The sequence below is a fragment of the Pseudomonas sp. NBRC 111143 genome, assembly GCF_001320965.1.
Classification (GTDB): Bacteria; Pseudomonadota; Gammaproteobacteria; order Pseudomonadales; family Pseudomonadaceae; genus Aquipseudomonas; species Aquipseudomonas machongensis.
Map to the genome: position 1 here is coordinate 30,608 of NZ_BCBT01000037.1, position 24,756 is coordinate 55,363.

18 protein-coding genes and 3 pseudogenes are annotated in these 24,756 nt (G+C 62.8%); 11 read left to right on the plus strand and 10 right to left on the minus strand.

Features of this window, described 5'->3' with window-relative positions:
* Positions 1-70 precede the first annotated feature (70 nt).
* The 3 genes from APH44_RS19145 to APH44_RS29815 all read right to left on the minus strand — a co-directional run bounded on the left by APH44_RS19145 (position 71) and on the right by APH44_RS29815 (position 2,450).
* The gene (locus APH44_RS19145) at positions 71-1,588 is read right to left on the minus strand and encodes a nucleobase:cation symporter-2 family protein (RefSeq protein WP_054894049.1); all 1,518 of its coding nucleotides are present in this window, start codon (positions 1,586-1,588) and stop codon (positions 71-73) included.
* A 260-nt stretch (positions 1,589-1,848) separates the two neighbouring features.
* Entirely contained in the window at positions 1,849-2,223 is a 375-nt protein-coding gene (locus APH44_RS19150) for a PilZ domain-containing protein (RefSeq protein ID WP_054894050.1), read from the minus strand.
* An 86-nt stretch (positions 2,224-2,309) separates the two neighbouring features.
* Positions 2,310-2,450, minus strand: a complete 141-nt coding sequence (locus APH44_RS29815) for a hypothetical protein (RefSeq protein ID WP_153774733.1) — start codon at positions 2,448-2,450, stop codon at positions 2,310-2,312.
* Positions 2,451-2,658: 208 nt separating this feature from the next.
* Here APH44_RS29815 and APH44_RS19155 point away from each other — a divergent pair.
* The 3 genes and pseudogenes from APH44_RS19155 (at position 2,659) to yjiA (ending at position 5,991) form a co-directional block, all read left to right on the plus strand.
* Positions 2,659-4,725: pseudogene (locus tag APH44_RS19155) on the plus strand (carbon starvation CstA family protein).
* 13 nt (positions 4,726-4,738) lie between these two features.
* On the plus strand, positions 4,739-4,936 hold the full coding sequence (locus tag APH44_RS19160) for a YbdD/YjiX family protein (RefSeq protein ID WP_054894051.1): 198 nt from the start codon (positions 4,739-4,741) through the stop codon (positions 4,934-4,936).
* An 80-nt stretch (positions 4,937-5,016) separates the two neighbouring features.
* Positions 5,017-5,991, plus strand: coding sequence for a GTPase (gene yjiA / locus APH44_RS19165; protein WP_054894052.1), 975 nt, complete (start codon positions 5,017-5,019; stop codon positions 5,989-5,991).
* 68 nt (positions 5,992-6,059) lie between these two features.
* Here yjiA and glyA read toward each other — a convergent pair whose 3' ends face one another.
* Both glyA and APH44_RS19175 read right to left on the minus strand, forming a co-directional pair.
* Positions 6,060-7,313: a serine hydroxymethyltransferase gene (gene glyA / locus APH44_RS19170; protein ID WP_054894053.1), complete on the minus strand. Its 1,254-nt coding sequence runs from the start codon at positions 7,311-7,313 to the stop codon at positions 6,060-6,062.
* A 323-nt stretch (positions 7,314-7,636) separates the two neighbouring features.
* Positions 7,637-11,458: an EAL domain-containing protein gene (locus tag APH44_RS19175; RefSeq protein ID WP_054894054.1), complete on the minus strand. Its 3,822-nt coding sequence runs from the start codon at positions 11,456-11,458 to the stop codon at positions 7,637-7,639.
* A gap of 371 nt (positions 11,459-11,829) precedes the next feature.
* On the opposite strand from APH44_RS19175, the gene APH44_RS19180 reads away from it, so the two are divergent.
* The gene (locus tag APH44_RS19180) at positions 11,830-12,222 is read left to right on the plus strand and encodes a hypothetical protein (protein WP_054894073.1); all 393 of its coding nucleotides are present in this window, start codon (positions 11,830-11,832) and stop codon (positions 12,220-12,222) included.
* Positions 12,223-12,308: 86 nt separating this feature from the next.
* Here APH44_RS19180 and APH44_RS19185 read toward each other — a convergent pair whose 3' ends face one another.
* Entirely contained in the window at positions 12,309-12,608 is a 300-nt protein-coding gene (locus tag APH44_RS19185) for a hypothetical protein (RefSeq protein ID WP_054894055.1), read from the minus strand.
* A gap of 360 nt (positions 12,609-12,968) precedes the next feature.
* Here APH44_RS19185 and APH44_RS19190 point away from each other — a divergent pair.
* The 5 genes and pseudogenes from APH44_RS19190 to gdhA form a co-directional block, all read left to right on the plus strand.
* Positions 12,969-13,229: pseudogene (locus APH44_RS19190) on the plus strand (general stress protein); the annotation flags it as partial.
* Positions 13,230-13,322: pseudogene (locus APH44_RS30455) on the plus strand (general stress protein); the annotation flags it as partial. It lies immediately after the preceding pseudogene.
* Positions 13,323-13,382: 60 nt separating this feature from the next.
* A complete protein-coding gene (locus APH44_RS19195; RefSeq protein WP_054894057.1) occupies positions 13,383-14,258 on the plus strand; it encodes a manganese catalase family protein in 876 nt (291 codons plus the stop codon).
* Positions 14,259-14,645: 387 nt separating this feature from the next.
* Positions 14,646-16,313 (plus strand): energy-dependent translational throttle protein EttA, encoded by a 1,668-nt coding sequence (ettA, locus tag APH44_RS19200; RefSeq protein WP_054894058.1) that lies wholly within the window; start codon positions 14,646-14,648, stop codon positions 16,311-16,313.
* 299 nt (positions 16,314-16,612) lie between these two features.
* Positions 16,613-17,953 (plus strand): NADP-specific glutamate dehydrogenase, encoded by a 1,341-nt coding sequence (gene gdhA / locus APH44_RS19205; protein ID WP_054894074.1) that lies wholly within the window; start codon positions 16,613-16,615, stop codon positions 17,951-17,953.
* Positions 17,954-18,061: 108 nt separating this feature from the next.
* Here gdhA and APH44_RS19210 read toward each other — a convergent pair whose 3' ends face one another.
* The 4 genes from APH44_RS19210 to APH44_RS19225 form a co-directional block, all read right to left on the minus strand.
* The gene (locus APH44_RS19210; protein ID WP_054894059.1) at positions 18,062-18,559 is read right to left on the minus strand and encodes a GreA/GreB family elongation factor; all 498 of its coding nucleotides are present in this window, start codon (positions 18,557-18,559) and stop codon (positions 18,062-18,064) included.
* A 68-nt stretch (positions 18,560-18,627) separates the two neighbouring features.
* A complete protein-coding gene (locus APH44_RS19215; RefSeq protein ID WP_054894060.1) occupies positions 18,628-18,984 on the minus strand; it encodes a hypothetical protein in 357 nt (118 codons plus the stop codon).
* A gap of 110 nt (positions 18,985-19,094) precedes the next feature.
* Positions 19,095-20,948 (minus strand): DUF4105 domain-containing protein, encoded by a 1,854-nt coding sequence (locus tag APH44_RS19220; protein WP_054894061.1) that lies wholly within the window; start codon positions 20,946-20,948, stop codon positions 19,095-19,097.
* Positions 20,949-21,026: 78 nt separating this feature from the next.
* Positions 21,027-21,515: a DUF3015 domain-containing protein gene (locus tag APH44_RS19225; protein ID WP_054894062.1), complete on the minus strand. Its 489-nt coding sequence runs from the start codon at positions 21,513-21,515 to the stop codon at positions 21,027-21,029.
* A 252-nt stretch (positions 21,516-21,767) separates the two neighbouring features.
* Between APH44_RS19225 and APH44_RS19230 the strand changes: the two genes are divergently transcribed.
* Both APH44_RS19230 and APH44_RS19235 read left to right on the plus strand, forming a co-directional pair.
* Positions 21,768-24,206 carry a Lon protease family protein gene (locus APH44_RS19230; protein ID WP_054894063.1) on the plus strand — a complete coding sequence of 813 codons (2,439 nt, stop codon included), beginning with the start codon at positions 21,768-21,770 and terminating at the stop codon, positions 24,204-24,206.
* 160 nt (positions 24,207-24,366) lie between these two features.
* The gene (locus APH44_RS19235) at positions 24,367-24,705 is read left to right on the plus strand and encodes a hypothetical protein (RefSeq protein WP_054894064.1); all 339 of its coding nucleotides are present in this window, start codon (positions 24,367-24,369) and stop codon (positions 24,703-24,705) included.
* Positions 24,706-24,756 lie beyond the last annotated feature (51 nt).

A 24,756-nucleotide genomic window follows, 5' to 3' on the forward strand; every position in this document is an offset into this window, starting at 1 on the left:
GCAGCGCGGTGTCATTTTCGCGGGCAAGTCGGGGCGCCGAACCGCCGCTCCTACAGGTATGGCATCCTGGTCAGTGCTCCGCCACCGTCTTGCGCCTGAGTACCTGTTCGCCGTGTTCATCGATGTCCATCACTGGCACTTCATTGCCATCGGCATCGAACAGCTTGCCATCCTTGAAGTAGTCGCCATCGCGCAGCACCGAGATGTCCGAATACTGGATAGTGCGCTCGTACCCGGCGGCGAAGACCGACTGCTGGTCCGAATTGCCGGCCTTGAAGTGGTTGAAGATCAGGTTCAGCAGGATCGCCATGATCGCCGCCGAGCTGATGCCCGAGTGGAAGATGGTCTCGAACCAGTTGGGGAACTGATGGTAGAAGCTCGGCGCGGCGATGGGGATCATGCCGAAGCCCAGCGAGGCCGCCACGATGATCAGGTTGACGTTGTTCTTGTAGTTCACCTTCGACAGGGTACGGATGCCGCTCGCCGCCACGGTGCCGAACAGCACGATGCCTGCGCCGCCCAGGACCGGGGTGGGTACTGCGGCGATGATCCGGCCCATGATCGGGAGCAGGCCAAGCACCACCAGGATCACCCCGCCCGTGGCCACCACGTAGCGGCTCTTCACCCCGGTCACGGCCACCAGGCCGACGTTCTGGGCGAACGCGCTCTGGGTGAAGGAGCCGAAGATCGGCGCCAGGATGCTCGATGCCATGTCGGCGCGCAGGCCGTCGCCCAGGCGCTTGGAGTCGACCTTGGTGTCGATGATCTCACCGACCGCGAGGATATCCGCCGAGGTCTCCACCAGGGTCACCATGATCACGATGCACATCGACAGGATCGCCGCGATGTGGAACGTCGGCATGCCGAAGTGGAACGGGGTAGGGAAGGCGAACATCGGGCCTTCGCCGACCTTGCTGAAATCGGCCATGCCCAGTGCCCAGGCGATCAGCGTGCCGGCAACCATGGCCAGGAGGATCGACAGGCGCGAGATGCTGGCGCTGCCCAGCTTGCTCAGCAGCAGGACGATGGCGAAGGTCAGCGCCGCCAGGCCGATGTTGGCCATGCTGCCGAACTCCGGCGAGGCGCTGTTGCCACCCATCACCCAGCGTGCGGCCACCGGCATCAGGGTCAGGCCGATGGTGGTGATGACGATGCCGGTCACCAGCGGCGGGAAGAACTTGGTGATCCGCGAGAACACCGGAGTGATCAGAAAGCCGATCAGCGATGCTGCCATGACTGCGCCCAGCACCGCCGGCAGGCCGCCGCCGCCCTGGCTGCCGAGAATCGCGCCCATGGTGGCCACGCCAGCGAACGACACGCCCTGCACCAGTGGCAACTGGCAGCCGAAGAACGGCAGGCCCAGAGTCTGCAACAGGGTGGCCAGTCCGCCAGCAAACAATGATGCGGCAATCAGCAGGCCGATCTCCGCCGGGGCCAGGCCGGCGGCCTGACCCAGGATCAGTGGCACGGCGACGATCCCTCCGTACATGGTCAGGACATGCTGCAGGCCATAAGCCAGGTTGGCACCAAGCCCGAGGTTTTCGTCCTCGGGGCGCTTGGCAGGAGACGTGCTGGTGGACGTAGTCATTGGAGCAGGCTCTCTGTTTATTGTTGTGCCGATACTGTAGACAGCTCCGACAAAATATTGCCAGACAAATTGTATACAATATTTTGATCTGGGCAGCCGCAGATCCGGCAGGGCGGTGTCTCTGACCGCAATGCAGATAGCGTTCCAACATGGGAAAGGCGGTTTAGAAGGGTGTGTACAAAAAGCTCGGCAGCCCGTGAAAAGCTGTCTAGGTAGGCAGGAAATGCGGGTGGGTCATGTTCTTAGCAAGCTAAAAGATTTCAATCTTCGATAAGTTCGCGCAGCTCGCGCATCATTTCGGTGCTGTCGGCCAGGTTCAGTTCCACAAGACGGTGCAGATGGGTCATCGACTCAACGTCTATATAGAGGCAGACGAAACCCAGCCGAGTGGGTTCTTCGTGGCGTAATTCCACCTGCATGTGGACCGTGACCTCTTTGTCGAGGTGGATGAGCGCATCGAAATCCTGGGTCAGGTCGGCGTCCCAGGGCTCCGGCCGCTCGACCAGCAGGCCCTTGAGCGACAGGTCGAGCAGTTTCACCGGCCAGTGCTGCTCGCCCTGGCACAATTCGGTGGGGGCGTCGAAGTCGATGCGCTGGAAGCGCCTGCGCTCGTCAGTTCCAGAGGGATGTGTCATGGCGGATCCTCGTCAGTTGATCTGACTATAGACCAGCCACGCTTGTTGCGGCCTGGCGGCTACTGATGCGATTCAGCCTGCGGGCCCTACCGGGTGCTGGGTTGTTCTGCGTGCTGGCGCGGCGTGGGGGTGACCAGCGGCTCCTTGCGGGCCTGCAGCGCGAACAGAATCCCTGCCGCCAACAGCACGAGCAAGCCGATTTGTATGGCCCGGATACGGTTCTTCATTGCGACATCTCTGTCTGATCAGCGATGTCGAAATATTCGGGCGGCCAGGGCCAAGGCACAACTGGTAGAAATATCAGGTCGCTTTTCGCACCCTGCCCGCGCCGCTCTAGGGCGGCGCGGGCAGGGTGCAATTGAATATGGTAAAGCTGGCAAGCAGGCCCTAGACTCAGTGAGCTGTCTATTCCAACCACTTAGCTGGAAGCATGCCATGAATAACAATAACAGCCTGCTACGTCACATTCCGTGGCTGGCGCTGGCAGTCATAGGAGCCTGTGCGCTGGGTGTGGTCGCCCTGCGTCGCGGTGAAGCCATCAACGCCTTGTGGATCGTGGTTGCGGCTGTGGCCATCTACCTGGTCGCCTACCGCTACTACAGCCTGTTCATCGCCACCAAGGTGATGCAACTCGATCCGCGCCGGGCTACCCCGGCGGTACTCAACAACGATGGCCTGGACTACGTCCCGACCAACAAGCACATCCTCTTCGGTCACCATTTTGCCGCCATCGCTGGCGCCGGCCCGCTGGTCGGTCCGGTGCTCGCCGCGCAGATGGGCTACCTGCCCGGTACGCTCTGGCTGATTGCCGGCGTAGTACTGGCAGGGGCCGTGCAGGACTTCATGGTCCTGTTCCTCTCCACCCGCCGTAACGGCCGTTCCCTGGGCGACATGGTGCGTGAGGAAATGGGCCGCATTCCGGGCACCATCGCCCTGTTCGGCTGCTTCCTGATCATGATCATCATCCTCGCGGTGCTGGCGCTGATCGTGGTAAAGGCCCTGGCCGAGAGCCCATGGGGCATGTTCACGGTGATGGCGACCATCCCGATCGCCATGTTCATGGGCATCTACATGCGCTTCATCCGCCCGGGCCGTATCGGCGAGATCTCGCTGATCGGCGTGGTGCTGCTGCTGGCATCGATCTGGCTGGGTGGCGTGATCGCGGCCGATCCGGTGTGGGGCCCGGCGTTCACTTTCACCGGCGTGCAGATCACCTGGATGCTGGTCGGCTATGGCTTCGTCGCCGCCGTGCTGCCGGTGTGACTGGTGCTGGCACCGCGTGACTACCTCTCGACCTTCCTCAAGATCGGCACCATCATTGGCCTGGCCATCGGTATCCTGATCATTGCGCCTGAGCTGAAGATGCCGGCCCTGACCCAGTTCACCGACGGTACGGGGCCTGTGTGGAAGGGCACCCTGTTCCCGTTCCTGTTCATCACCATCGCCTGCGGCGCGGTGTCCGGCTTCCATGCCCTGATCAGCTCGGGCACCACGCCCAAGCTGCTGGACAACGAAACCAACGCCCGTTACATCGGCTACGGCGGCATGCTGATGGAATCGTTCGTCGCCATCATGGCCATGGTCGCTGCTTCGGTGATCGAGCCGGGTGTGTACTTCGCCATGAACAGCCCGGCCGCCGTGGTCGGTGCCGACGTCGTGTCGGTGGCGCAGACCGTCAGCAGTTGGGGCTTCACCATCACCCCCGAGCAGCTCGAGGCCACTGCCCGTGACATCGGCGAGCACACCATCCTGGCGCGTGCCGGTGGTGCGCCGACGCTGGCGGTGGGGATCGCGCAGATCCTCCACCAGGTACTGCCGGGTGAAAACACCATGGCCTTCTGGTACCACTTCGCGATTCTGTTCGAGGCGTTGTTCATCCTGACCGCCGTGGATGCCGGTACCCGTGCCGGGCGCTTCATGCTGCAGGATTTGCTCGGCAGCTTCGTGCCAGCGCTCAAGCGCACCGAGTCGTGGACGGCCAACCTGATCGGCACCGCCGGTTGCGTGGCGTTGTGGGGCTACCTGCTGTACCAGGGCGTGATCGACCCGTTGGGCGGTATCAACACGTTGTGGCCGCTGTTCGGTATCTCCAACCAGATGCTGGCTGGTATCGCGCTGATGCTCGGCACCGTGGTATTGATCAAGATGAAGCGCGAGCGCTATATCTGGGTCACCTTGCTGCCGGCGCTGTGGCTGCTGATTTGCACCACCACCGCAGGCCTGATCAAGCTGTTCGACCCGAATCCTGCGGTCGGCTTCCTGGCCCTGGCCAAGAAGTACAGCGCCGCGCTGGATGCCGGTCAGGTCCTGGCACCGGCCAAGGACATCGGCCAGATGCAGCACGTGATCTTCAACGCCTACACCAACGCCGGTCTCACCGTGCTGTTCCTGGTGGTGGTGTTCAGCGTACTGTTCTTCGCCATCAAGGTCGGCATCGCCGCCTTGGGTCGCAAGGAGCGCAGCGACAAGGAAACCCCGTTCCAGGCCCTGCCTGACGCTTGAGAGGATTGCAGCGATGTTCAACGACCTGGGTCGACTGGGTAAGTATCTGGGGCAGGCTGCCCGACTGATGGTCGGCATGCCCGACTACGACACCTATGTCGAGCACATGCAGAACAAGCATCCGGACAAGCCGGTGATGAGCTACGAGGACTTCTTCAAGGAGCGCCAGGAAGCCCGTTATGGCGGCAAAGCCGGCCCCAAGTGCTGTTGAACCTGCACCCTGCTTGAACCTGTGGGAGCCCGCGCAATCGGGCTCCCACAGTCATTTTCGGCTTCAATGGAGGCAAACGCGTGCATACCCCCATTCCCGTCACCGTGCTCACTGGCTTTCTCGGTGCTGGCAAGACCACCCTGCTCAAGCACATGCTCAAGGCCGAGCATGGCCTGAAGATCGCCGTGATCGAGAACGAATTCAGCGAGGCGGGCATCGACAGCCAGCTGCTGGGCGACGAACCGGTACAGGTGATGACCCTGGCCAACGGTTGTGTGTGCTGCAGCATCCATGGCGACCTCACCCGTGCCCTGTACCTGCTGCTCGAACGCCTGGATGCCGGTGAAATCGCCTTCGATCGTCTGGTGATCGAGTGCACCGGCCTCGCCGACCCGGCGCCGGTGGCGCAGACCTTCTTCATCGACGAGGAGCTGCGCGAGCGCTATATCCTCGACGGCATCATCACCCTGGTGGACGCCAAGCATGCCGAGTTCCACCTGACCCAGACCATCGCCCAGGCCCAGGTCGGGTTTGCCGATCGCCTGCTGCTGAGCAAGACGGACCTGGTCGAAGCAGACGTGGTCGACGCGCTGCGCGAGCGTTTGGCACGGATCAATGGCCGTGCACAGATTCGCGTGGTCGAGCATGGCCGTATCGACCTGGCCGAGCTGCTCGATGTGCGCGGTTTCAATCTCAACCCGGACTTGGGCCTGAGCTCGAGGCCGACCCTGCGCCCGGTGTTCAAGCCCGCGACCCCGGACCGTATCTCCACCCTTGTGCTGCGCACGGAAAAGCCGCTGGACATCGACCGGCTCAGCGACTTCATGAACGAGCTGCTGGAAGAGCACGGCAAGCAATTGCTGCGCTACAAGGGAGTACTGAACATCGCAGGCGAGGACCGCCGGCTGGTGTTCCAGGGCGTGCTCAAGCTGTATGGCTTTGACTGGGATGCCGAGTGGAAGGAGGGCGAGGCGCGCGAAAGCGTGATGGTGTTCATCGGTGATGAGCTGCCGCAAGACAGCATACGCGAGGGTTTTGCCGCCTTGGCCGGCTGACAGGGCTGCAAGACATCAGCAAAAAGCCCGGCACAAGGCCGGGCTTTTTCACATCAGGCGATTGCCAATCAGTTGCCGTACACCGGCAGCTTCTTGCAGATGGCCTTGACCTTCTCGCGAACGGCGTCGATCACCGCTTCGTTGTTCAGGTCGGCGAGGATGTCGCAGATCCAGCCGGCCAGCTCGCGGCACTCGGCTTCCTTGAAACCACGGGTGGTGACGGCTGGGGTGCCGAAGCGCAGGCCCGAGGTGACGAACGGCGAACGTGGGTCGTTCGGGACCGAGTTCTTGTTCACGGTGATGAAGGCTTTGCCCAGTGCGGCGTCAGCGTCCTTGCCCGAGATTTCCTGCTTGATCAGCGACAGCAGGAACAGGTGGTTTTCGGTGCCGCCGGAAACGACGTCGAAACCACGCTCGATGAACACGCTGGCCATGGCCTGGGCGTTCTTCACCACTTGCTGCTGGTAGGCCTTGAACTCAGGCTGCAGCGCTTCCTTGAAGCAGATCGCCTTGGCGGCGATGACGTGCTCCAGCGGGCCACCCTGGGCGCCCGGGAAGACTGCGGAGTTCAGCTTCTTCTCGATGTCGGCGTTGGCGCGGGCCAGGATCAGGCCGCCACGTGGACCACGCAGGGTCTTGTGGGTGGTGGTGGTGACCACGTCGGCGAATGGTACTGGGTTCGGGTAGACGCCAGCGGCGACCAGGCCAGCGACGTGGGCCATGTCGACGAACAGGTAGGCACCGACTTTGTCGGCGATTTCGCGGAAGCGGGCGAAGTCCAGGACCTGCGAGTAGGCGGAGAAGCCGGCGACGATCATCTTCGGCTTGTGCTCGACAGCCAGGCGCTCGACTTCGTCGTAGTCGATCAGGCCGTTGCCGTCGATGCCGTACTGGACGGCGTTGTACAGCTTGCCCGAGGAGCTGACGCTGGCGCCGTGGGTCAGGTGACCGCCGTGGGCCAGGCTCATGCCCAGGATGGTGTCACCGGCCGACAGCAGCGCCAGGTAGACAGCAGCGTTGGCTTGCGAGCCAGCGTGCGGCTGGACGTTGGCGTAGTCGGCGCCGAACAGCTCCTTGGCGCGGTCGATGGCCAGCTGCTCGACGACGTCGACGTACTCGCAACCGCCGTAGTAGCGCTTGCCTGGGTAGCCTTCGGCGTATTTGTTGGTCAGAACCGAGCCCTGGGCCTCCATGACCGCTGGGCTGGTGTAGTTTTCCGAAGCGATCAGCTCGATATGCTCTTCCTGGCGCAGAGCTTCTTGCTGCATGGCTTCGAAGAGCTCGGCGTCGTACTTGGCAATGGTCAAATCACGGCTGAACATGGCGGTCCTCAAGGATCGGGGCTGAATTGGGATGGCATTCTAACCGATTGGGTCGGGGCTGGCATATGAAGTGGCATCAAGTCGCGGACCAATGGGCTTCATGTTGCAGGCCGCGCGGGGACTGGGCTCAGGCAGGGCGCTAGTTGACTCCGAAGTCCGTTTTTTCGATGCCTGGTGGAGGCTGGATTGGTGTCCAACTTCTTGGGGGCAGCCCACCCTGTAGGAGCGGGCTTGCCCGCGAACACGGGCGTAGTCCGTGCCAGGCGGCGCGGTGTCCTTTTCGCGGGCAAGCCCGCTCCTACAGTGACTGCGTCGCAGCACGATCACTGAAACATGAACAAGGTTTCGTTGCTGAACTGCGCCTCGAACTGGTTGGCCGGCATCGGGCGGCCGAACAGGTAGCCCTGGACTTCGTCGCAGCCGTGCTCGCGCAGGAACTCCAGCTGTTCATGCGTCTCCACGCCTTCGGCGATCACCGCCAGGTTGAGGCTGTGGGCCATGGCGATGATCGCCCGTGCGATCTGCGCATCCTGCTCGCCTTCGGGCAGGCCGTCGACGAAGGTACGGTCGATCTTCAGCACATCGATGGGGAACTGCTTGAGGTAGTTGAGCGATGAATAGCCCGTGCCGAAGTCGTCCACCGCGATGCTCAGCCCCAGGTTCTTCAGGCTGTCGAGGATCTGCATGGCCTCGTTGACCTCGCGCATCAGGATACTCTCGGTCAGTTCCAGCTCCAGGCACGCCGGCGGCAGGCCGGTCTCCTCGAGAATAGTGGCGATCCGCTTGCCCAGCTGGCCGTCGGAGAATTGCCGGGCCGAGATGTTCACCGACACCTTCGGCACCCGCACCTTGGCCTTGTGCCAGGCCTTGAGCTGGCGGCTGGCCTCGCGCAACACCCAGTCGCCGACGTCGACTACCAGGCCCAGTTCCTCGATCACCGGGATGAAGTCGCCCGGCGGCACCAGGCCGCGGCGTGGATGGCGCCAGCGTAGCAGCGCCTCGGCGCCGGTCAGGCGCTTGCCGTCGCCGCTGAACTGCGGCTGGTAGTAAAGAATGAACTCGTTCTGCTCCAGGGCGTGACGCAGGTCGCTTTCCAGCTCCAGGCGCTCCAGGGCGCTGGCGTTCATGTCGGCCTGGTAGAACTGGAAGTTGTTCTTGCCGCGCTCCTTGGCATGGTACATCGCCGTGTCGGCGTTCTTCATCAGCTGGCTCAGCTCGTTACCGTCCTGCGGGCTGAGGGCGATGCCGATACTGGCGGTGACGAAGAACTCGCGACTCTCCAGCACGAATGGCCGCACCAGGCTGGCGAGGATGTTCTCGGCCACGTGAATGGCGCGGTTCAGCGCCATTTCACGGCTGGTACGCGACTGCAGCAGCAGGGTGAACTCGTCGCCGCCCATGCGCGCCACAGTGTCGTCTTCATCGACACAGGCCAGGAGGCGCTCGGCCATGTCCTTGAGCATGCGATCGCCGGCGGCGTGGCCGAGGGAGTCGTTGATCGGCTTGAAACGGTCGAGGTCGAGGAACATCAGCACCACCCACGACTTGTGCCGCTCGGCCTGCTGCAATGCCGTGTGCAGACGGTCCTGGAACAGGGTGCGGTTGGGCAGGTGGGTGAGGGCGTCGTAGTACGCGAGGCGGTGGATGCGCTGCTCGCTGGCCTTGCGCTCGCTGATGTCGGTGAAGAAACACACATAGCTGGCCAGGTCGCGCTCATCGTCGAGCACCGCGGTGATGCCGACCCAGGCCGGATAGTGCTCGCCGCTGCGGCGCTTGAGCCACACTTCACCTTCCCAGGTGCCGCGTTGGTTCAGTTGCTTGAGCACATAGCCCAGGTGCGCGTCCTGCTGGCCTTCGACGGTGAGCATGTTCGGGCGTTGGTCGAGTACTTCATCGGGCGCATAGCCACTGACCCGGCTGAAGGCCTCGTTGACCTGGACGATGTAGCCCGCCGGGTCGGTGATCAGGATCGCCGAGGTCGAGTGCTCGAATACCGTCGCGGCCATGCGCAGGTCTTTCTCGGCGCGTCGTTGCTGACTGATGTCGCGCGCTACCCCAAGGACGCCCTCGAAGCGCTCGTGGTCGTCCCACACCAGCACCAGGCGCAGCTCGATGGGTATCTTGCGACCGTCGGCACGCAGGCAGTCGAACAGGAACACCTGGGTCGGCAGCTGGCTGCGCAACTGGCGCAGTTGCTCGCGGTCGTCCAGCGCCTTGCTGACCCGCTCCATGAGCGTCTGCATGCCGCTGAGCTGGGAGGGGTTGGCGATGATCGATGGCCAGCCGTTGTCGAAGATGTAGTCCACCGAGTAGCCCAGCACCGTCTGCACCGAGGGGCTGATGTAGTTGAGCTGCAGTTGGTTGTCGGTGGAGAAGATCACGTCACTGATGCTTTCGGCGAGCATCCGGTAGCGCTGCTCGCTGTCACGCAGCGACTGGCTGGCCTCGATCTGCACCGTGACATCCTTGCCCACCCCGATGATCCGCGTGACCTGGCCTTCGCCATCACGTGCCAGGACCTGTTCGCGGATGTCGTAGCAGCGCCAGCCGCCGTCGCGGTGGCGGAAGCGCAGTTGGCAGTGCAGTGATTGGCTGTGACCGCTGTCGCGCTGTTGCTGGCGCAGGCTGCGGTAGTGCTCGGCATCCTCGGGGTGCAGCAGCAGCTCCCAGAAGTGATCGCCCATCTGCGCAAGTTCCGAGCGGTCGTAGCCCAGGGTTTGTCCCAGGTGGCGGTTGCTGAAGATCATGCGTCGGTTGTGCACGTCCTGAACGTAGAGCTGGTCGGGTACGGTACGCACGACGTCCGACCAGAAGCTTTCACGTTCGAGCAGCGACAGTTCGACCTGCTTGCGGCTGGTGATGTCGCTGATGCTGAGGATCACGGCCTGGTAGTCGCGCCGCTGCTGGGGCAGGCGGGCCATCAGCCACAGGTGCAGCTCGCCACCCAGTGGCGCGGGCAGGCGTACTTCGAGCTCGAACTGTGCGCGCTGCTCGATCAGCGCGTCGAGCAACTGCATGCCGATGCTCTCGCGGCCGTCGCCGCTACCCTCGATCAGCCGTTGCCAGGCGCCCTCGTTGCAGGTCACGTTGAGCAACTGGCGTGCAACTTCGTTGATCTCGGTGATCTTCAGTTCCTGCAGCAGGTTGCGCCGCAGGCCCGGCTCCAGTGCCAGGCTTTGCTTGAGTGCGGCGAGGTTGCGCAGGTGGTAGCGATCGAGCTGGCCGGGCAGGCTCGACAGGTCGAGCACGCACAGGGCCACGCCGGTGCTCTCGAAGATATCCTGATAGCGCCGGCGGTCTTCCTGCAAGGCACGCTGGCGACGGCGCATGTTGATCAACGCCAGGCCCGGCAGCAGGGCGCAGAACAGCACCAGCAAACTCTTGCCCAGCAGCGCCGGCAATAGTTTCTCGCGGGCCGAGGTCGGGTCGTACAGGCCGCGGACCTGCCAGGTGCTGTTGTCGATGAAGGCCAGCAGCACGCTGTGCAGTGCCGATGGGTTGGCGTGGGCGACACCGCTGCGCTCGATCACCGCGCCGTCACGGCTGTTTTCCAGCAGCCAGAGCGGGTGGATCGGCGTGTTGAGCTTGCTGGTCAGCTCCTGGTAGTAGTCGGTGGACAGGCGCAGCAGCCAGTAGCCGCGGTCCTGTTCGGCGGGCTGGCGCAGCAGCAGGTAGACCAGCTGGTTGTCGCTCGAATTGCCATAGAAGTAGGCATTACCCTGGTTCAGGCGCACCAGGCCGTCGATCGTTTGACGGTCCGGGCTGTCGCGCAGGCTGTCGCCGCGGATCTGCCCATTGCTGTCCAGCCAGGCCAGGCCGCGCAAGGCCGGCAAGCGTCCCCTGAGGGTCTGCAGCAGCGCCGGCAACGCCGCCGGTGACGGTGGCTTGACGTAGGGCTGCACCAGATTCATGGCTTGCTGCGCCTTGAGCGCCATGTTCAGGGTGAGGTGGTCGGCCAGTTCCGCACTCGTTGCCACGCTTTGCTGGCGCAGGTCGGCCTGTGTGTGGCGGAACTGCGAGAACAGTTGCCAGAACAACAGACCCAGCAGGACCAGGGCCAGCAGAGCAAGCGCACCCTTGAGCGAGCCTCGCAACGAAGCAGACGGCGCAGGGCGCTGGATGGGCGGTTGGGTGAAGTTGGTCAAGCGTTGGTCCTGCGATTGGGCTGGCGAAGGCAGGGGAGATCATGCACGCGGCATGCCGCCGTGGCGCACTATAAGGCCGGACATACGAAAGCGGCTAGGTTCAACCTCATATGTATCTGCACTCGCCCATACTGCGTTGAAACGGAGCGAGCAATGCGCATGTACTTCAGTACACTGCGCTTGCTCGCTCCGTTTCGCCTTGTCTGGCCTTCGCGCAGACACATTTCAGACTGACCCTAGCATGCCTTGGATTATGGCAAAGTGCCAGTCCATATGTCGCCGATCCAACGCTGACCGTGCATTCGGCAACCCGCTTCCACCTGTGCGAGAATGCCGGCCGTTTCATAGTCAATGCATCGGAGAAGTACGGTTTGGTTACTCACTATTCCACCAATGGCCTCGATTCCGCCTGTGGGCGCAGCAGTCAGACCCTGGTCAGCACTGCCGTGGCCGACGACGTATCCTGCAAGTCCTGCCAGCGCTCGTTCACCAAGCCCGACGCCGCGGCTGCGCAGCGCAAGACACCCTCGCTGGCCGAGCTGCGCAAGTCGGCCAAGGTTGCTGTCGAGCCTGTCATGGCGGCGGTCGTCACGGCCGATTTGGAGCCCGCTGCCAAGGTTGTGAACAAGTCGGCGAGCAGGTCCGTCCAGACTCCTGCCCGTGCCGGCGGTTTCAGCGCCAAGGCTGCCTGGGCTGCGCGCCTGGCCGAAGAGAGCGGGCAGTCTCGCCTGCCGCGCGGCATGGGCAAGCAACGCCACGTCTGAGTCACGCTGCTTGTGGTGGCGAGGCTTGCCTGCGAAAAAGCCCCTGCGCTGTCTGGCACCCGCCAAGCCGGTGTTCGGGGCCAGGCCTATCGATCTGTTACCCGTTCGTCATTGAACGCCTGGCCCTCGATCGCGATGCGCCTGGCATACCCGACGCCCCATACCAACGCCCGGCTCATGTTTTCGCCTGGGCGTTGGACATAGGCTTGTTCGTATAACGCCGAGCCATCGGCGCGATAGACACCGATGAACAACTGTGTCGCCCCCGTACGTGACAAGCGTGCCTGCACTTCAAGGCAGGCGCCGGTGCTCAGCGTTTCCTCATGGATTTGGTGGTGCAGGATCGGGTCGTACCACTGTCGATAGGTTTTGCCTCTTTTTTTCATCTGTCTACCCTCTGCATTGTTGTCAGCGGTAGATCACTTCCTGTGCGTATTCCGTCCAATTCAAACGGCACCATCGGACAGTCGGCAGACTTGTACAAATAGTCCTTGTTTGTACACCTAAGTTGTCGTCAATCCATAAATCCAAACCCATTCCTGATTGTCATTGGACAAGACTTTCGGGCCGTTGATAAGCGTGGCTGATATGCCCGCTCGCCAGGTTTGTGTCTACAAGATTAAAGACTCAAGTTCATTAGAGCCTTTCGTCCCCGCATTCAAAATCTTTTGCACGATGAGCCGTTTGCCCCCGGTCACTCATTTACACAGACCGTTCTGTGTAACTAACGACATGAGGTGTCAATCATGGCTAACAATCAAGACAATCGTGGCAATCAGGGTGGTAATGCCAACACCAATCCGGGCAACTTCGCCAACGATCGCGAAAAAGCCTCCGAAGCGGGACACAAAGGCGGCCAGGTGTCTGGGGGTAACTTCAAAAACGATCCGGAACGCGCTTCGGAAGCAGGTCACAAAGGTGGACAAGCATCCGGTGGCAACTTCAAGAACGATCCTGAACGTGCCTCCGAAGCTGGCCATAAGGGAGGCCAGGTGTCGGGCGGCAACTTTGCCAATGATCGTGAGAAAGCCTCCGAAGCGGGGCGTGTCGGTGGACAGCATAGCCACGGCGGCGGTCGCAAGAGTGGCGACAACCGCTAGTCATCCGTGAAAAGCGCAAGGGCAGCCGAGCTGCCCTTATGCGTTGATGAGGACCCGCTTATGTTCATGCACAACAAACGATTGCAGTACACCGTGCGCGTGGCGCAACCCAATCCCGGCCTTGCCAATTTGCTCCTGGAACAGTTCGGAGGTCCACAGGGTGAGCTGGCTGCAGCCATGCGCTATTTCACCCAGGCTGTCAGTGAGGACGATCCAGGACGCAAGGATATGCTCTATGACATTGCGACCGAAGAACTCAGCCACCTGGAGATCATCGGTTCGATCGTGGTGATGCTCAACAAGGGGGCCAAGGGCAACCTGGCCGAAGGCATAGAGAGCGAGGGCGAGCTTTACCGCTCGCTGACCGGCGCCGGCAACGACTCCCATATCACAAGCCTGTTGTATGGGGCTGGGGCGCCGCTGGTGAATTCCGCCGGCGTACCCTGGAGCGCAGCCTACATCGATACCATTGGCGAACCGACTGCCGACCTGCGTTCGAACATTGCCGCCGAGGCTCGCGCCAAGATTGTCTACGAACGGCTGATCAACGTCACCGATGATCCTGGCATCAAAGATGCGCTGGGTTTCCTGATGAGTCGCGAGATCGCCCACCAGATGTCGTTCGAAAAGGCGTTGCACGCCATCCAGCCAAACTTTCCACAAGGCAAGCTGCCAGGAGACCCTGAACTCAATCGCACCTACTTCAATTTGTCCAAAGGCGGTGAAATGCGCGGGGCGTGGAACGAGGGACAAGACTGGGTCTACGTCGACGAACCCCAGCCTGCAGTGGACGGCGGCGATGGATCGGCCAGTGTCCAGCTCGATGAAACCAGTGCGCAGGTTGTCGAGGCAATGAAACTCCGTACTCAGTCGAATCCAGAGGCGCAACCTTTGACCGGGGCGGAGCTCGGCAAGGTCAACAATGGACAGCAATGAGAACACCCCGCGCCGGAGCTGATTCGGCGCGGGGCGCTGGTCAACGCTTGGCTTCGGTGTCTGGAGGGGCGATCGGGCCGGGAACGCGCGGGTCACCTCTGGCGAATGGTCCTTCAGCTATTCAACCATGGCCACTTCTTCCTTGAGAATTGAGCGGCAGGCTTGCGCAGTGGCACTCTCTCCGACCGCAACCCTAGGTGGCCCGCCCCGCAAGCGCTGCCGCGGGCGTTTGGCCGCCAGCGACATGAGACCTCTTTTCAGACAGGCCACATCGTACCCAGCAAGCGAATTTGCGCTGAACGCCCTTAAAGCTCGACAATGGCCCATTTTGCAAAGCTGGCCAGGTAGTTGTCAGTTTTATTCACGTTTGTGCAAGAGGTCCTCAGAATGGCTCAATACGTCTACACCATGCATCGGCTGAGCAAGGTCGTGCCGCCGAAGCGGGAAATTCTCAAGAACATCTCCCTGTCGTTCTTCCCCGGCGCCAAGATCGGCGTACTGGGCCTGAACGGCGCCGGTAAGTCCACGCTGCTGCGGATCATGGCGGGTGTCGACAAGGAATTCGACGGCGAAGCCCGTCCGATGCCCGACATCAATGTTGGCTACCTGCCGCAGGAGCCCCAGCTGGACGCGAGCAAGACCGTGCGCGAAGTGGTCGAGGAAGCGGTCAGCGTGATCAAGGATGCCCAGGCGCGCCTGGACGAGGTCTACGCGGCCTACGCCGACCCGGATGCCGACTTCGACAAGCTGGCCGCCGAGCAGGCCAAGCTCGAAGCCATCCTGCAGGCCGCCGACGGTCACAACCTGGAGCGTCAGCTGGACGTCGCCGCCGATGCCCTGCGCCTGCCGGCCTGGGATGCGAAGATCGAACACTTGTCCGGTGGCGAGAAGCGTCGTGTGGCCCTGTGCCGCCTGCTGCTGTCGGCCCCCGACATGCTGCTGCTGGACGAACCGACCAACCACCTGGACGCCGACTCGGTAGCCTGGCTGGAGCGCTTCCTGCACGATTTCCCTGGCACCGTGGTGGCCATTACCCACGACCGTTACTTCCTCGACAACGTCGCCGGCTGGATCCTGGAACTGGACCGCGGCGCGGGCATCCCGTACGAAGGCAACTACTCGGGTTGGCTGGAAGCCAAGTCGGAGCGTCTGGCGCAGGAATCCAAGCAGCAAAGCGCCCACGAGAAGGCCATGAAAGAGGAACTGGAGTGGGTGCGCAAAGGCGCCAAGGCTCGCCAGTCAAAGTCCAAGGCCCGTCTGCAGCGTTTCGAAGAGATGCAATCGCAGGAATTCCAGAAGCGCAGCGAGACCAACGAGATCTACATCCCGGCAGGTCCGCGCCTGGGCGACAAGGTCATCGAGTTCAAGAATGTCTCCAAGGGCTATGGTGATCGCGTGCTGATCGACAACCTGTCGTTCTCCATGCCAAAAGGCGCCATCGTCGGCGTTATCGGTGGTAACGGTGCCGGTAAGTCGACCCTGTTCCGCATGCTGATGGGCAAGGAGCAGCCGGACTCGGGCAGCATCGAGATCGGTGAAACCGTGCAACTGGCCTGCGTCGACCAGAGCCGCGAGGACCTGGACGGCAGCAAGACCGTGTTCCAGCAGATCTCCGACGGTTCCGACCAGATCCGCATCGGCAACTACGAGATCCCGTCGCGTACCTACGTGGGCCGCTTCAACTTCAAGGGCGGCGACCAGCAGAAGTTCGTCAAGGACCTCTCCGGTGGTGAGCGTGGCCGTCTGCACCTGGCGCTGACCTTGAAAGAGGGCGGCAACGTCCTGCTGCTCGACGAACCGTCCAACGACCTCGACGTCGAGACCCTGCGTTCGCTGGAGGAAGCCCTGCTGGACTTCCCGGGCGCCGCCATCGTGATTTCCCACGACCGTTGGTTCCTGGACCGTGTGGCGACCCACATCCTGGCCTACGAAGATGATTCGAACGTGGTGTTCTTCGAGGGCAACTACACCGAGTACGAAGCCGATCGCAAGAAGCGCCTGGGCGACGCCGCTGCCCAGCCGCACCGGGTACGGCACAAGAAGCTGGCGCAGTAAGCCGGTTTCAGTTGCACAAGGATGGGGCCCTCAGGGGCCCCATTTTTGTGCCTGGCTGGGAGCGGTGGTGGCTTCATTCGCGGGCAAGCCCGCCCCTGCAAGGGCATGGAACTGCACGCTTCCCTGTAGGAGCGGGCTTGCCCGCGAATGCCACACCTCGGTGACAATTTGTATACATTTATATAAAACGCACCAAAAAAATTCAGAAAAACGACATTTTGCCCTGTTCCAGTGCGATTGCTTCTTGATAGAGTCCGGAAAAAATCAATAAGTCCAATCCTCTTGGTGAGATGTCTACCATGATCGAATCCGTCGACCATTTCCTTGCACGCCTGAAGCAGCGTGACCCTGCCCAACCCGAATTCCACCAGGCCGTCGAAGAGGTGCTGCGCAGTCTCTGGCCATTCCTCGAAGCCAATCCCCACTACCTGCAGGCCGGCATTCTCGAACGCATGGTCGAGCCGGAGCGTGCGGTACTGTTCCGTGTGTCGTGGGTCGATGACCAGGGCAAGGTCCAGGTCAACCGCGGCTATCGCATCCAGATGAGCAGCGCCATCGGCCCGTACAAGGGCGGCCTGCGTTTCCATCCGTCGGTGAACCTGGGTGTGCTCAAGTTCCTGGCCTTCGAGCAGGTGTTCAAGAACTCGCTGACCTCGCTGCCCATGGGGGGCGGCAAGGGCGGCTCGGACTTCGACCCCAAGGGCAAGAGCGACGCCGAAGTCATGCGCTTCTGTCAGGCGTTCATGAGCGAGCTGTACCGCCACATCGGTGCCGACCTCGACGTGCCGGCCGGCGATATCGGTGTGGGCGCCCGTGAGATCGGCTTCATGTTCGGCCAGTACAAGCGCCTGGCCAACCAGTTCACCTCGGTGCTGACCGGCAAGGGCATGACCTACGGCGGCAGCCTGATCCGTCCTGAGGCCACCGGCTACGGCTGCGTGTATTTCGCCGAAGAGATGCTCAAGCGCAAGGGCCTGCGCATCGACGGGCGTCGCGTGGCGATCTCCGGTTCTGGCAACGTCGCCCAGTATGCGGCGCGCAAGGTCATGGACCTGGGCGGCAAGGTGATCTCGCTGTCCGACTCCGAAGGCACGCTGTTCTGCGAAGCCGGCTTGAACGACGAGCAGTGGAATGCGCTGCTGGAGCTCAAGAACATCAAGCGCGGCCGCATCAGCGAGCTGGCCGAGCGTTTTGGCCTGGAGTTCCGCAAGGGCCAGACCCCGTGGAGCCTGCCGTGCGACATCGCCCTGCCGTGCGCCACGCAGAACGAACTGGACCTCGAGGATGCCCGCACACTGCTGAGCAACGGCTGCATCTGCGTGGCCGAAGGCGCCAACATGCCGACCACGCTCGAGGCGGTGGACCTGTTCATCGAGGCGGGTACCCTGTTTGCACCGGGCAAGGCGTCCAACGCCGGTGGCGTTGCGGTGTCGGGCCTTGAGATGTCGCAGAACGCCATGCGCCTGCTGTGGACGGCGGGTGAGGTGGACAGCAAGTTGCATGCGATCATGCAGTCGATCCACCATGCGTGCGTGCACTATGGCGAGGAGGCCGATGGGTCGGTCAACTACGTCAAGGGCGCGAACATCGCCGGCTTCGTGAAAGTGGCGGATGCCATGCTGGCGCAGGGCGTGGTCTGATTCGAGATCGTCGGGGCCGCTTTGCGGCCCAATCGCGGGACAAGCCCGCTCCCACAGGGATTGGGCTGGTCTTCCTGCAGGAATTGCGATTGGGCTGCGCAGCAGCCCCTAACCCTCTCCCAGGATCTCGACCACCTCGATGGACAGATCCCCCGCAGGCCGCCGCCATACCACTTCATCCCCAGGCCCCGCGCCAAGCAGCGCCCGCCCCAGCGGTGAGCCCCAGTTGATCAACCCCCGCGCTGCATCGGCCTGATCTTCCCCGACCAGCTGCACCCTGTGCTCCTCATCCTGCTCATCGACGAACCTCACCCGGCTACCGATCTGCACCTTGTCCCGCGAGGTTGCAGGTGGCACTACCTGGGCGCTCTGTACGCGTGCCCGGAAATAGCGCAGGTCGCGCTCGGTATCGGCCAGGCGCTGTTTGTCGGCATGCTCACCCTGGGCTTGCAGATCGCTGTGCAGGGCAATGAGCGCCGCCACGCGTTGCTGCAACTGTGCAAGCCCGCTGGCGGTGACGTAGTTGGGCTGGTCGCTGACCCGTCGCTCCACCGGCTGGCTGGCCTGGGCGGCGGCCTGGTCTTCGTTGACGAATGCTCGGCTCATGAACGGCCTCCTTGTTTCTGGAGACCATGGTGAGGGCTGTCGGGTTTCCCTGAATGTCTGGCTGCGACCTAATTGTGGCGATAGGCGCGCGCGGCACCGCGGTCTTTTTCCTGTTGCCAGTCGCGGTCACGCTCGTCCCAGTAGCGCTCTCGGTACTGGCGCGTGTCTTCGCTGTTCTGCATGGCATGGCACTGGCGAAAGCCGTCGTCCCAACCGCTTTCGTAGCGGCGGTCGTGAAGGTAGCGCGGCACGTCCTTGCGAAAATCACCGACCATCAGCCCGGCTGCCTGGCGGCCGCTGCTGCAGCCGTCCTGGAATCCATCGGCATAGGCCGGTGGATAGCCCTGGTCGAGCATCTGCTCGTGGGTGGACTGGCAGCCGACCAGCAGCAGGGTTATCCACAGGGCGAACGCGTACCGCAACATAGACTCTGGACCTCCGGGTGATAGGGGAAGTCTAGGTCGCGGATTGTCGTGGCGATGTCAAAACGCCGTCGAAGGATTGCACGTCATGATGCGAATCCCTGTGAGTGGTATCAGTACTGATACCACTTCAATTCGAGCATCACCTCGTTCTGCGCGGTGGCCAGGTGGCTGAACTCGCGCTTGGCGCTCAACCGCAGGCCTAGGTTCTGCGAAATCTCCCACTGCTGGTTCAGGCTCAGGCTGCGCCGCACTTCGCCATTGGTGAAGTAATCGCCTTTCGCCTCCAGGGTCATGTTGCCCAGCCCGTTGCGCCACAGCAGGCCGCCATTGAAACCGGCTGCCGGCGAGATGAACTCGGCGAAGTCGTTGTGGTGTTCGACCCGCACCGTACCGAGGGCGAAGCCCAGCAGGCCGTCGGTGAGCTGCCAGGTACCACCGCCGCCACCGTTGACGTGGCTGACCAACACTTCGTCGTCATGCTTGCCCGGCACCCGCTCGAGGCCGCCGGCCACCTGCCACGACCAGGGTTTGAGCAGCTCGTTGCGCGGGGTCAGTGAGCGGATGGTGGCCAGGTCGAGGCGTTGCACCTGCCAGTCGTTGCCCTCGTACTGGCGCAGCTTGAGCTGGAGGATCTCGATCTGTGCGCCGAGCGGGAAGCCGTAGGCGTTGTCGTTGAGGTCGTGGTAGGCCATGCGCAAGCCATATTCGGCGAAGGCGCGGTCTTCGCGGGTGCCGACACCCAACTGCCAGGTCCGCGACTGGTGACCGTCCTCAGGCAGGCCGGGGCGTTCGATCTGCAGCGGTGGCGGCGGGTTGCGGTTGATTGCCCGCAGCAGCTCGAAGCTGCGCCTGGCCTGTTCGGGGTCACGCTCCTGGCCGGTGGCGCGGTAGCGTTCCAGGCGATAGGCGGCATCTTGTACCAGGGCCTGGCGTTCGCGGGGCAGGGCGGTGAAGGCGGGGCTCTGCAATTGCGCGGTGTCGGCGCTGACGGCCAATACCTGCTGTTTTTCGTGATGGTCCAGTGGCTCGGCGCGGGCCAGCAGCTCGCGTTCGCGCGATGGCCGGTAGCGCACATCGGACACCAGCCCCGACTGCTTGACGGCCTTGACCGTGTCGGTGGGGATGGCGGTGAGCGGGAACTGCGAGGTCAGGTCCAGCCCGGGGCGGGCGACCTGCAGCAGCTCCAGCAGGCGGTAGGAGCAGTTCTCGTCGAAGAAGAAGTAGTCGAACTGCACCTGCTTGAGTTCCCAGACGTGCTCGACCATGCGCCCGGTCTCTTCAGGCGTCAGGTCCAGCTGGTACTCCCACAGGTCGCGGTTCTCCAGGCTACGGTATTCGGAGAGTTTCTCCTGGTACGGCATCATCGCGAACAGCCCGGGGTAGCCGCCCATCAGGCCTTTCCAGGCGTAGAGGATGCTGTTGTCGCTGCCTTCGATATAGGCGCCGAAGTTGATCGCGTAGCTGAGCAGCGTGGTGTCGTTGCTGCGGGTGTCGGCTTTGTCGATGCGCAGCAGGGTATGGCCGAACATCGAGGACGGGCTGTTGAGGTAGGCCGCCGGGAAGATCAACACCGCGCTGTGCGGTGCGACGTCGGCGTACCAGCGGCTGTATTCCTGGCAGTCCGGGGTCGGCAGGTCGCTGAGCTGCAGTTGCTCGCGCAGCCAGCGGGTGCGCGCCGGAAAGACGCATTGGGCGTGTTTGTCGCCCAGGCTGGCCGGGGCATACAGCGCATCGACCGTGGCCCGCAGTTCGCGATCCGGATGATGGGCGCCGTCCTCGGCGAGAAAGAATTTGTCGTCGTCCACATAACTGCGCCAACCGCCCAGCTTGGCGGTTTCGTAGTGACCCAGTGCGATCCAGTAGCGGTCGGCGGCCAACTGCTGCACGCGCGCCTCATCCAATGAAGGTGTCGCGTAGGCGGGGGCGCAGGCGCATAACGTCAGGTAGGCGAAGCGTTTGAGCATATCGGGCAACTACTTCTGAATGATGCCGAAGGGAGGCGGGCGAAACCCGCCCCGCAAGCGGGGCGGGCAGGGTCGAACTTACGCTTCGGTAGCGTACTTCGCCAGTTGCGGATCCTTTTTCAGGACCGCGATGGTGTTGCTGTGGACATCTTCGGCAGTGACATTGGCGCTGCTGAAGATCTGCTGGAAGTGGTCGTGGGTGACCGAGGCGAAGTGCGCGCGGTCTTCGGGTTTGACGCCCAGTACCACGGCGTAGGTGGTCAGGGCTTCGCCCTGGCCCTGGGCCATGTCTTCGGACAGTTCGTTCATGGTGCCATTCATGGCCAGCCACGATTTACCGCCGTAGGTGAGCGCTGCCTTGGTGGAGCAGCCGTTGGTGCCGGAGGTCATGCCGAAGGTGGCGTTACCGGAGGTGCCGTTGGTGGTGGAGGCCAGGAAGTGCGCCGGAGTGCCGCGCTGGCCTTCGAACAGCAGGTTGCCCCAACCGCAGTTCGGGCCGCCTGGCGCTTCGGCCATGGCGTTGATCGAAACCGCGGCGAACAAGGTACCCAGAAGAATCCGTTTCATAGCGTTATTCTCTTTTTCGATACGTATCAATGATCAGGGTTGTCTGGCAGTTCATGCCAGGACGGGGAAGCGTTTTACCCACCCGCGCAGTTTGGAGTTTAGGCACGATCCAATAGTTGCGTAGTTGATTGCGAAAAAATCTTGGACAAACCTTTTTAACGCCTGCGACATAAAGTCCTGCGGAGCCTTGCAAGGCGCGCGCCCCCGGCGCCAGAATGCTGCGTATCCGCCCCGCCGAAGTAAGGAAACCCAATGCCCGATCCTGTTGCTGCGCGCCTGCGTCTCGCGCCCGAAGCCCTGACCCGGCGTTTTTCCCCCGAGCAGTTTGCCTTCACCAACACCGATGATCTGGAGCCGTTTCGCGGAGTACTGGGCCAGGAGCGTGCCGTCGAGGCCCTGCAGTTCGGCGTGGCCATGCCACGCCCTGGCTACAACGTCTATGTGATGGGCGAGCCGGGCACCGGCCGCTTCTCCTTCGTCAAGCGCTACCTCAAGGCCGAGGGCAAGCGCCAGCAGACCCCGGCCGACCGGGTCTACGTCAACAATTTCGAAGACACCCGCGAGCCGCGTGCGCTGGAGTTGCCGGCAGGCACTGCTGGCGAGTTCATCGCCGACATGAACGGATTGATCGGCAACCTGCTGGCGACCTTCCCGGCGGTGTTCGAGCACCCGTCCTACCAACAGAAGAAGGGCGCCATCGATCGTGCCTTCAACCAGCGCTACGACCGTGCCCTGGATGTGATCGAACGCGCGTCGCTGGAAAAGGACGTGGCGCTGTACCGCGACGCCAGCAATGTCGCCTTCACCCCCATGGCCGACGGCAAGGCGCTGGATGAGGCCGAGTTCGCCCAGTTGCCCGAAGAGGTCCGCGAGCAGTTCCACGAAGACATCGCCGAGCTGGAGGAGCGTCTCAACGAGGAGCTGTCCAGCCTGCCGCAATGGAAGCGCGAGTCGAACAATCAGCTGCGCGAACTGAACGAAGAAACCATCACCCTGGCCCTGCAACCGCTACTGGCCCCTCTGTCGGAGAAGTACGCCGAGAACGCTGCGGTGTGCGCCTACCTGCAGTCGGTGCAGTTGAACCTGCTGCGCACCGTGGTCGAGCAACTGGTCGACGATGCCAAGACCGACGCGGTGGCGCGCAAGATGCTCGAGGAGCAGTACGCGCCAAGCCTGGTGGTGGGGCATCCGGTCAATGGCGGCGCGCCGGTGGTGTTCGAGCCGCACCCGACCTACGACAACCTGTTCGGTCGCATCGAGTACAGCACTGACCAGGGCGCGCTTTCCACTTCCTACCGCCAGCTGCGTCCCGGTGCATTGCACCGCGCCAACGGCGGCTTCCTGATCCTGGAAGCGGAAAAAATGCTGGGCGAGCCCTTCGTCTGGGATGCACTCAAGCGCGCGCTGCAGTCGCGCAAGCTGAAAATGGAGTCGCCGCTGGGCGAGCTGGGCCGCATCGCCACCGTCACCCTGACGCCGCAGATGATCCCGCTCAACGTCAAGCTGGTGATCATCGGCTCGCGTCAGCTCTACTACGCGCTGCAGGACCACGATTCGGACTTCCAGGAGATGTTCCGCGTACTGGTCGACTTCGACGAAGACATGCCGATGGTCGACGAGAACCTCGAGCAGTTCGCCCAGCTGCTGCGCACGCGTACCAATGAAGAGGGCATGGCGCCGCTGACCAGCGATGCCGTGGCGCGCCTGGCGACCTTCAGCGCGCGCCTGGCAGAGAACCAGTCGCGGCTCTCGGCGCGTATCGGCGACCTGTTCCAGCTGGTCAGCGAGGCGGACTTCATCCGCCAATTGGCCAACGACGAGATGACCGACGCAGGCCACATCGAGCGTGCGCTCAAGGCCAAGGCGACCCGCACCGGGCGAGTGTCGCAGCGGGTGCTCGATGACATGCTCGCCGGCATCATCCTGATCGACAGCGAAGGCGCTGCCATCGGCAAGTGCAACGGCCTGACGGTACTGGAGGTCGGCGATTCGGCATTTGGCATGCCTGCGCGGATCTCCGCCACGGTCTACCCGGGTGGCAGCGGCATCGTCGACATCGAGCGTGAGGTCAACCTCGGCCAGCCGATCCACTCCAAAGGCGTGATGATCCTCACCGGGTACCTGGGCAGCCGCTACGCCCAAGAGTTTCCCCTGGCGATCTCGGCGAGCATCGCCCTGGAGCAGTCCTACGGCTACGTGGACGGCGACAGTGCCTCGCTTGGCGAGGCCTGTACGCTGATCTCGGCGCTGTCGCGCACGCCGCTCAAGCAGTGCTTCGCCATCACCGGTTCGATCAACCAGTTCGGCGAAGTGCAGGCGGTGGGCGGGGTCAACGAGAAGATCGAAGGCTTCTTCCGCCTGTGCGAAGCGCGTGGCCTGACTGGCGAGCAAGGGGTGATCATCCCGCGCGCCAACGTTGCCACGCTGATGCTCGACGAGCGCGTGCTGCAGGCGGTCGAAGCCGGGCGCTTCCATGTCTATGCGGTGAGCCAGGCCGATGAAGCGCTGAGCCTGCTGGTGGGCGAGGATGCGGGGACGCCGGACGAGAAGGGCGAATTCCCTGAAGGCAGCGTCAACGCGCGGGTGGTCGAGCGTCTGCGGGTCATCGCCGAGATGATCAGCGAGGAAGAGATCAAGGAGGCCGAGAAGGAACGGCTGGAGGAGATGGTGGCCCAGGCCAAGCCGGCCTGAGTCAATAAACCGGCGCTGGCGGCCAAGTGCTACCGTTCAGCGCCGGTTTTCCAGCAATGCCCACCTGTCATCTATGCTGGAACTTAAGGAGTTTTCAGGGTTCAGGATGGAAACAGCCTGTCTTGCAGGCTGAACAGGGCTTCTCAGAGGGGACGCCGCCATGCGCAACCTCAGCCTCACCCGCCAGTGCCTTGGCCTGGTGACCCGCATCGAGTGCAGCATCCGTCCGCTGGCCGGCGACAACGGCATGTGGACCTTGCTGTTTGCCGCCGGCATGTCCGGTGAACAGCCTTCGGCGATCAAGGCACAAGGGCCGTTTCATGGGCCGATGGTGGCCGAATCGGTGATGAACGCCGTTGTCGACAGCTTGACCCTGCACGGCTACCAGGTGGCTGAAGACCCGCAGATCTGGTGCCTGCACCTGCAGGCGCAATTGCGGCGGATCAACGGAGAACGTTGCCGCAATATCGGGGACTACCAGTTCCGTCCGGATAATTGAAGAGGACTCTGCGGCAACCCGCCGCAGACTTTTGCTGTCATTGATGGCTGG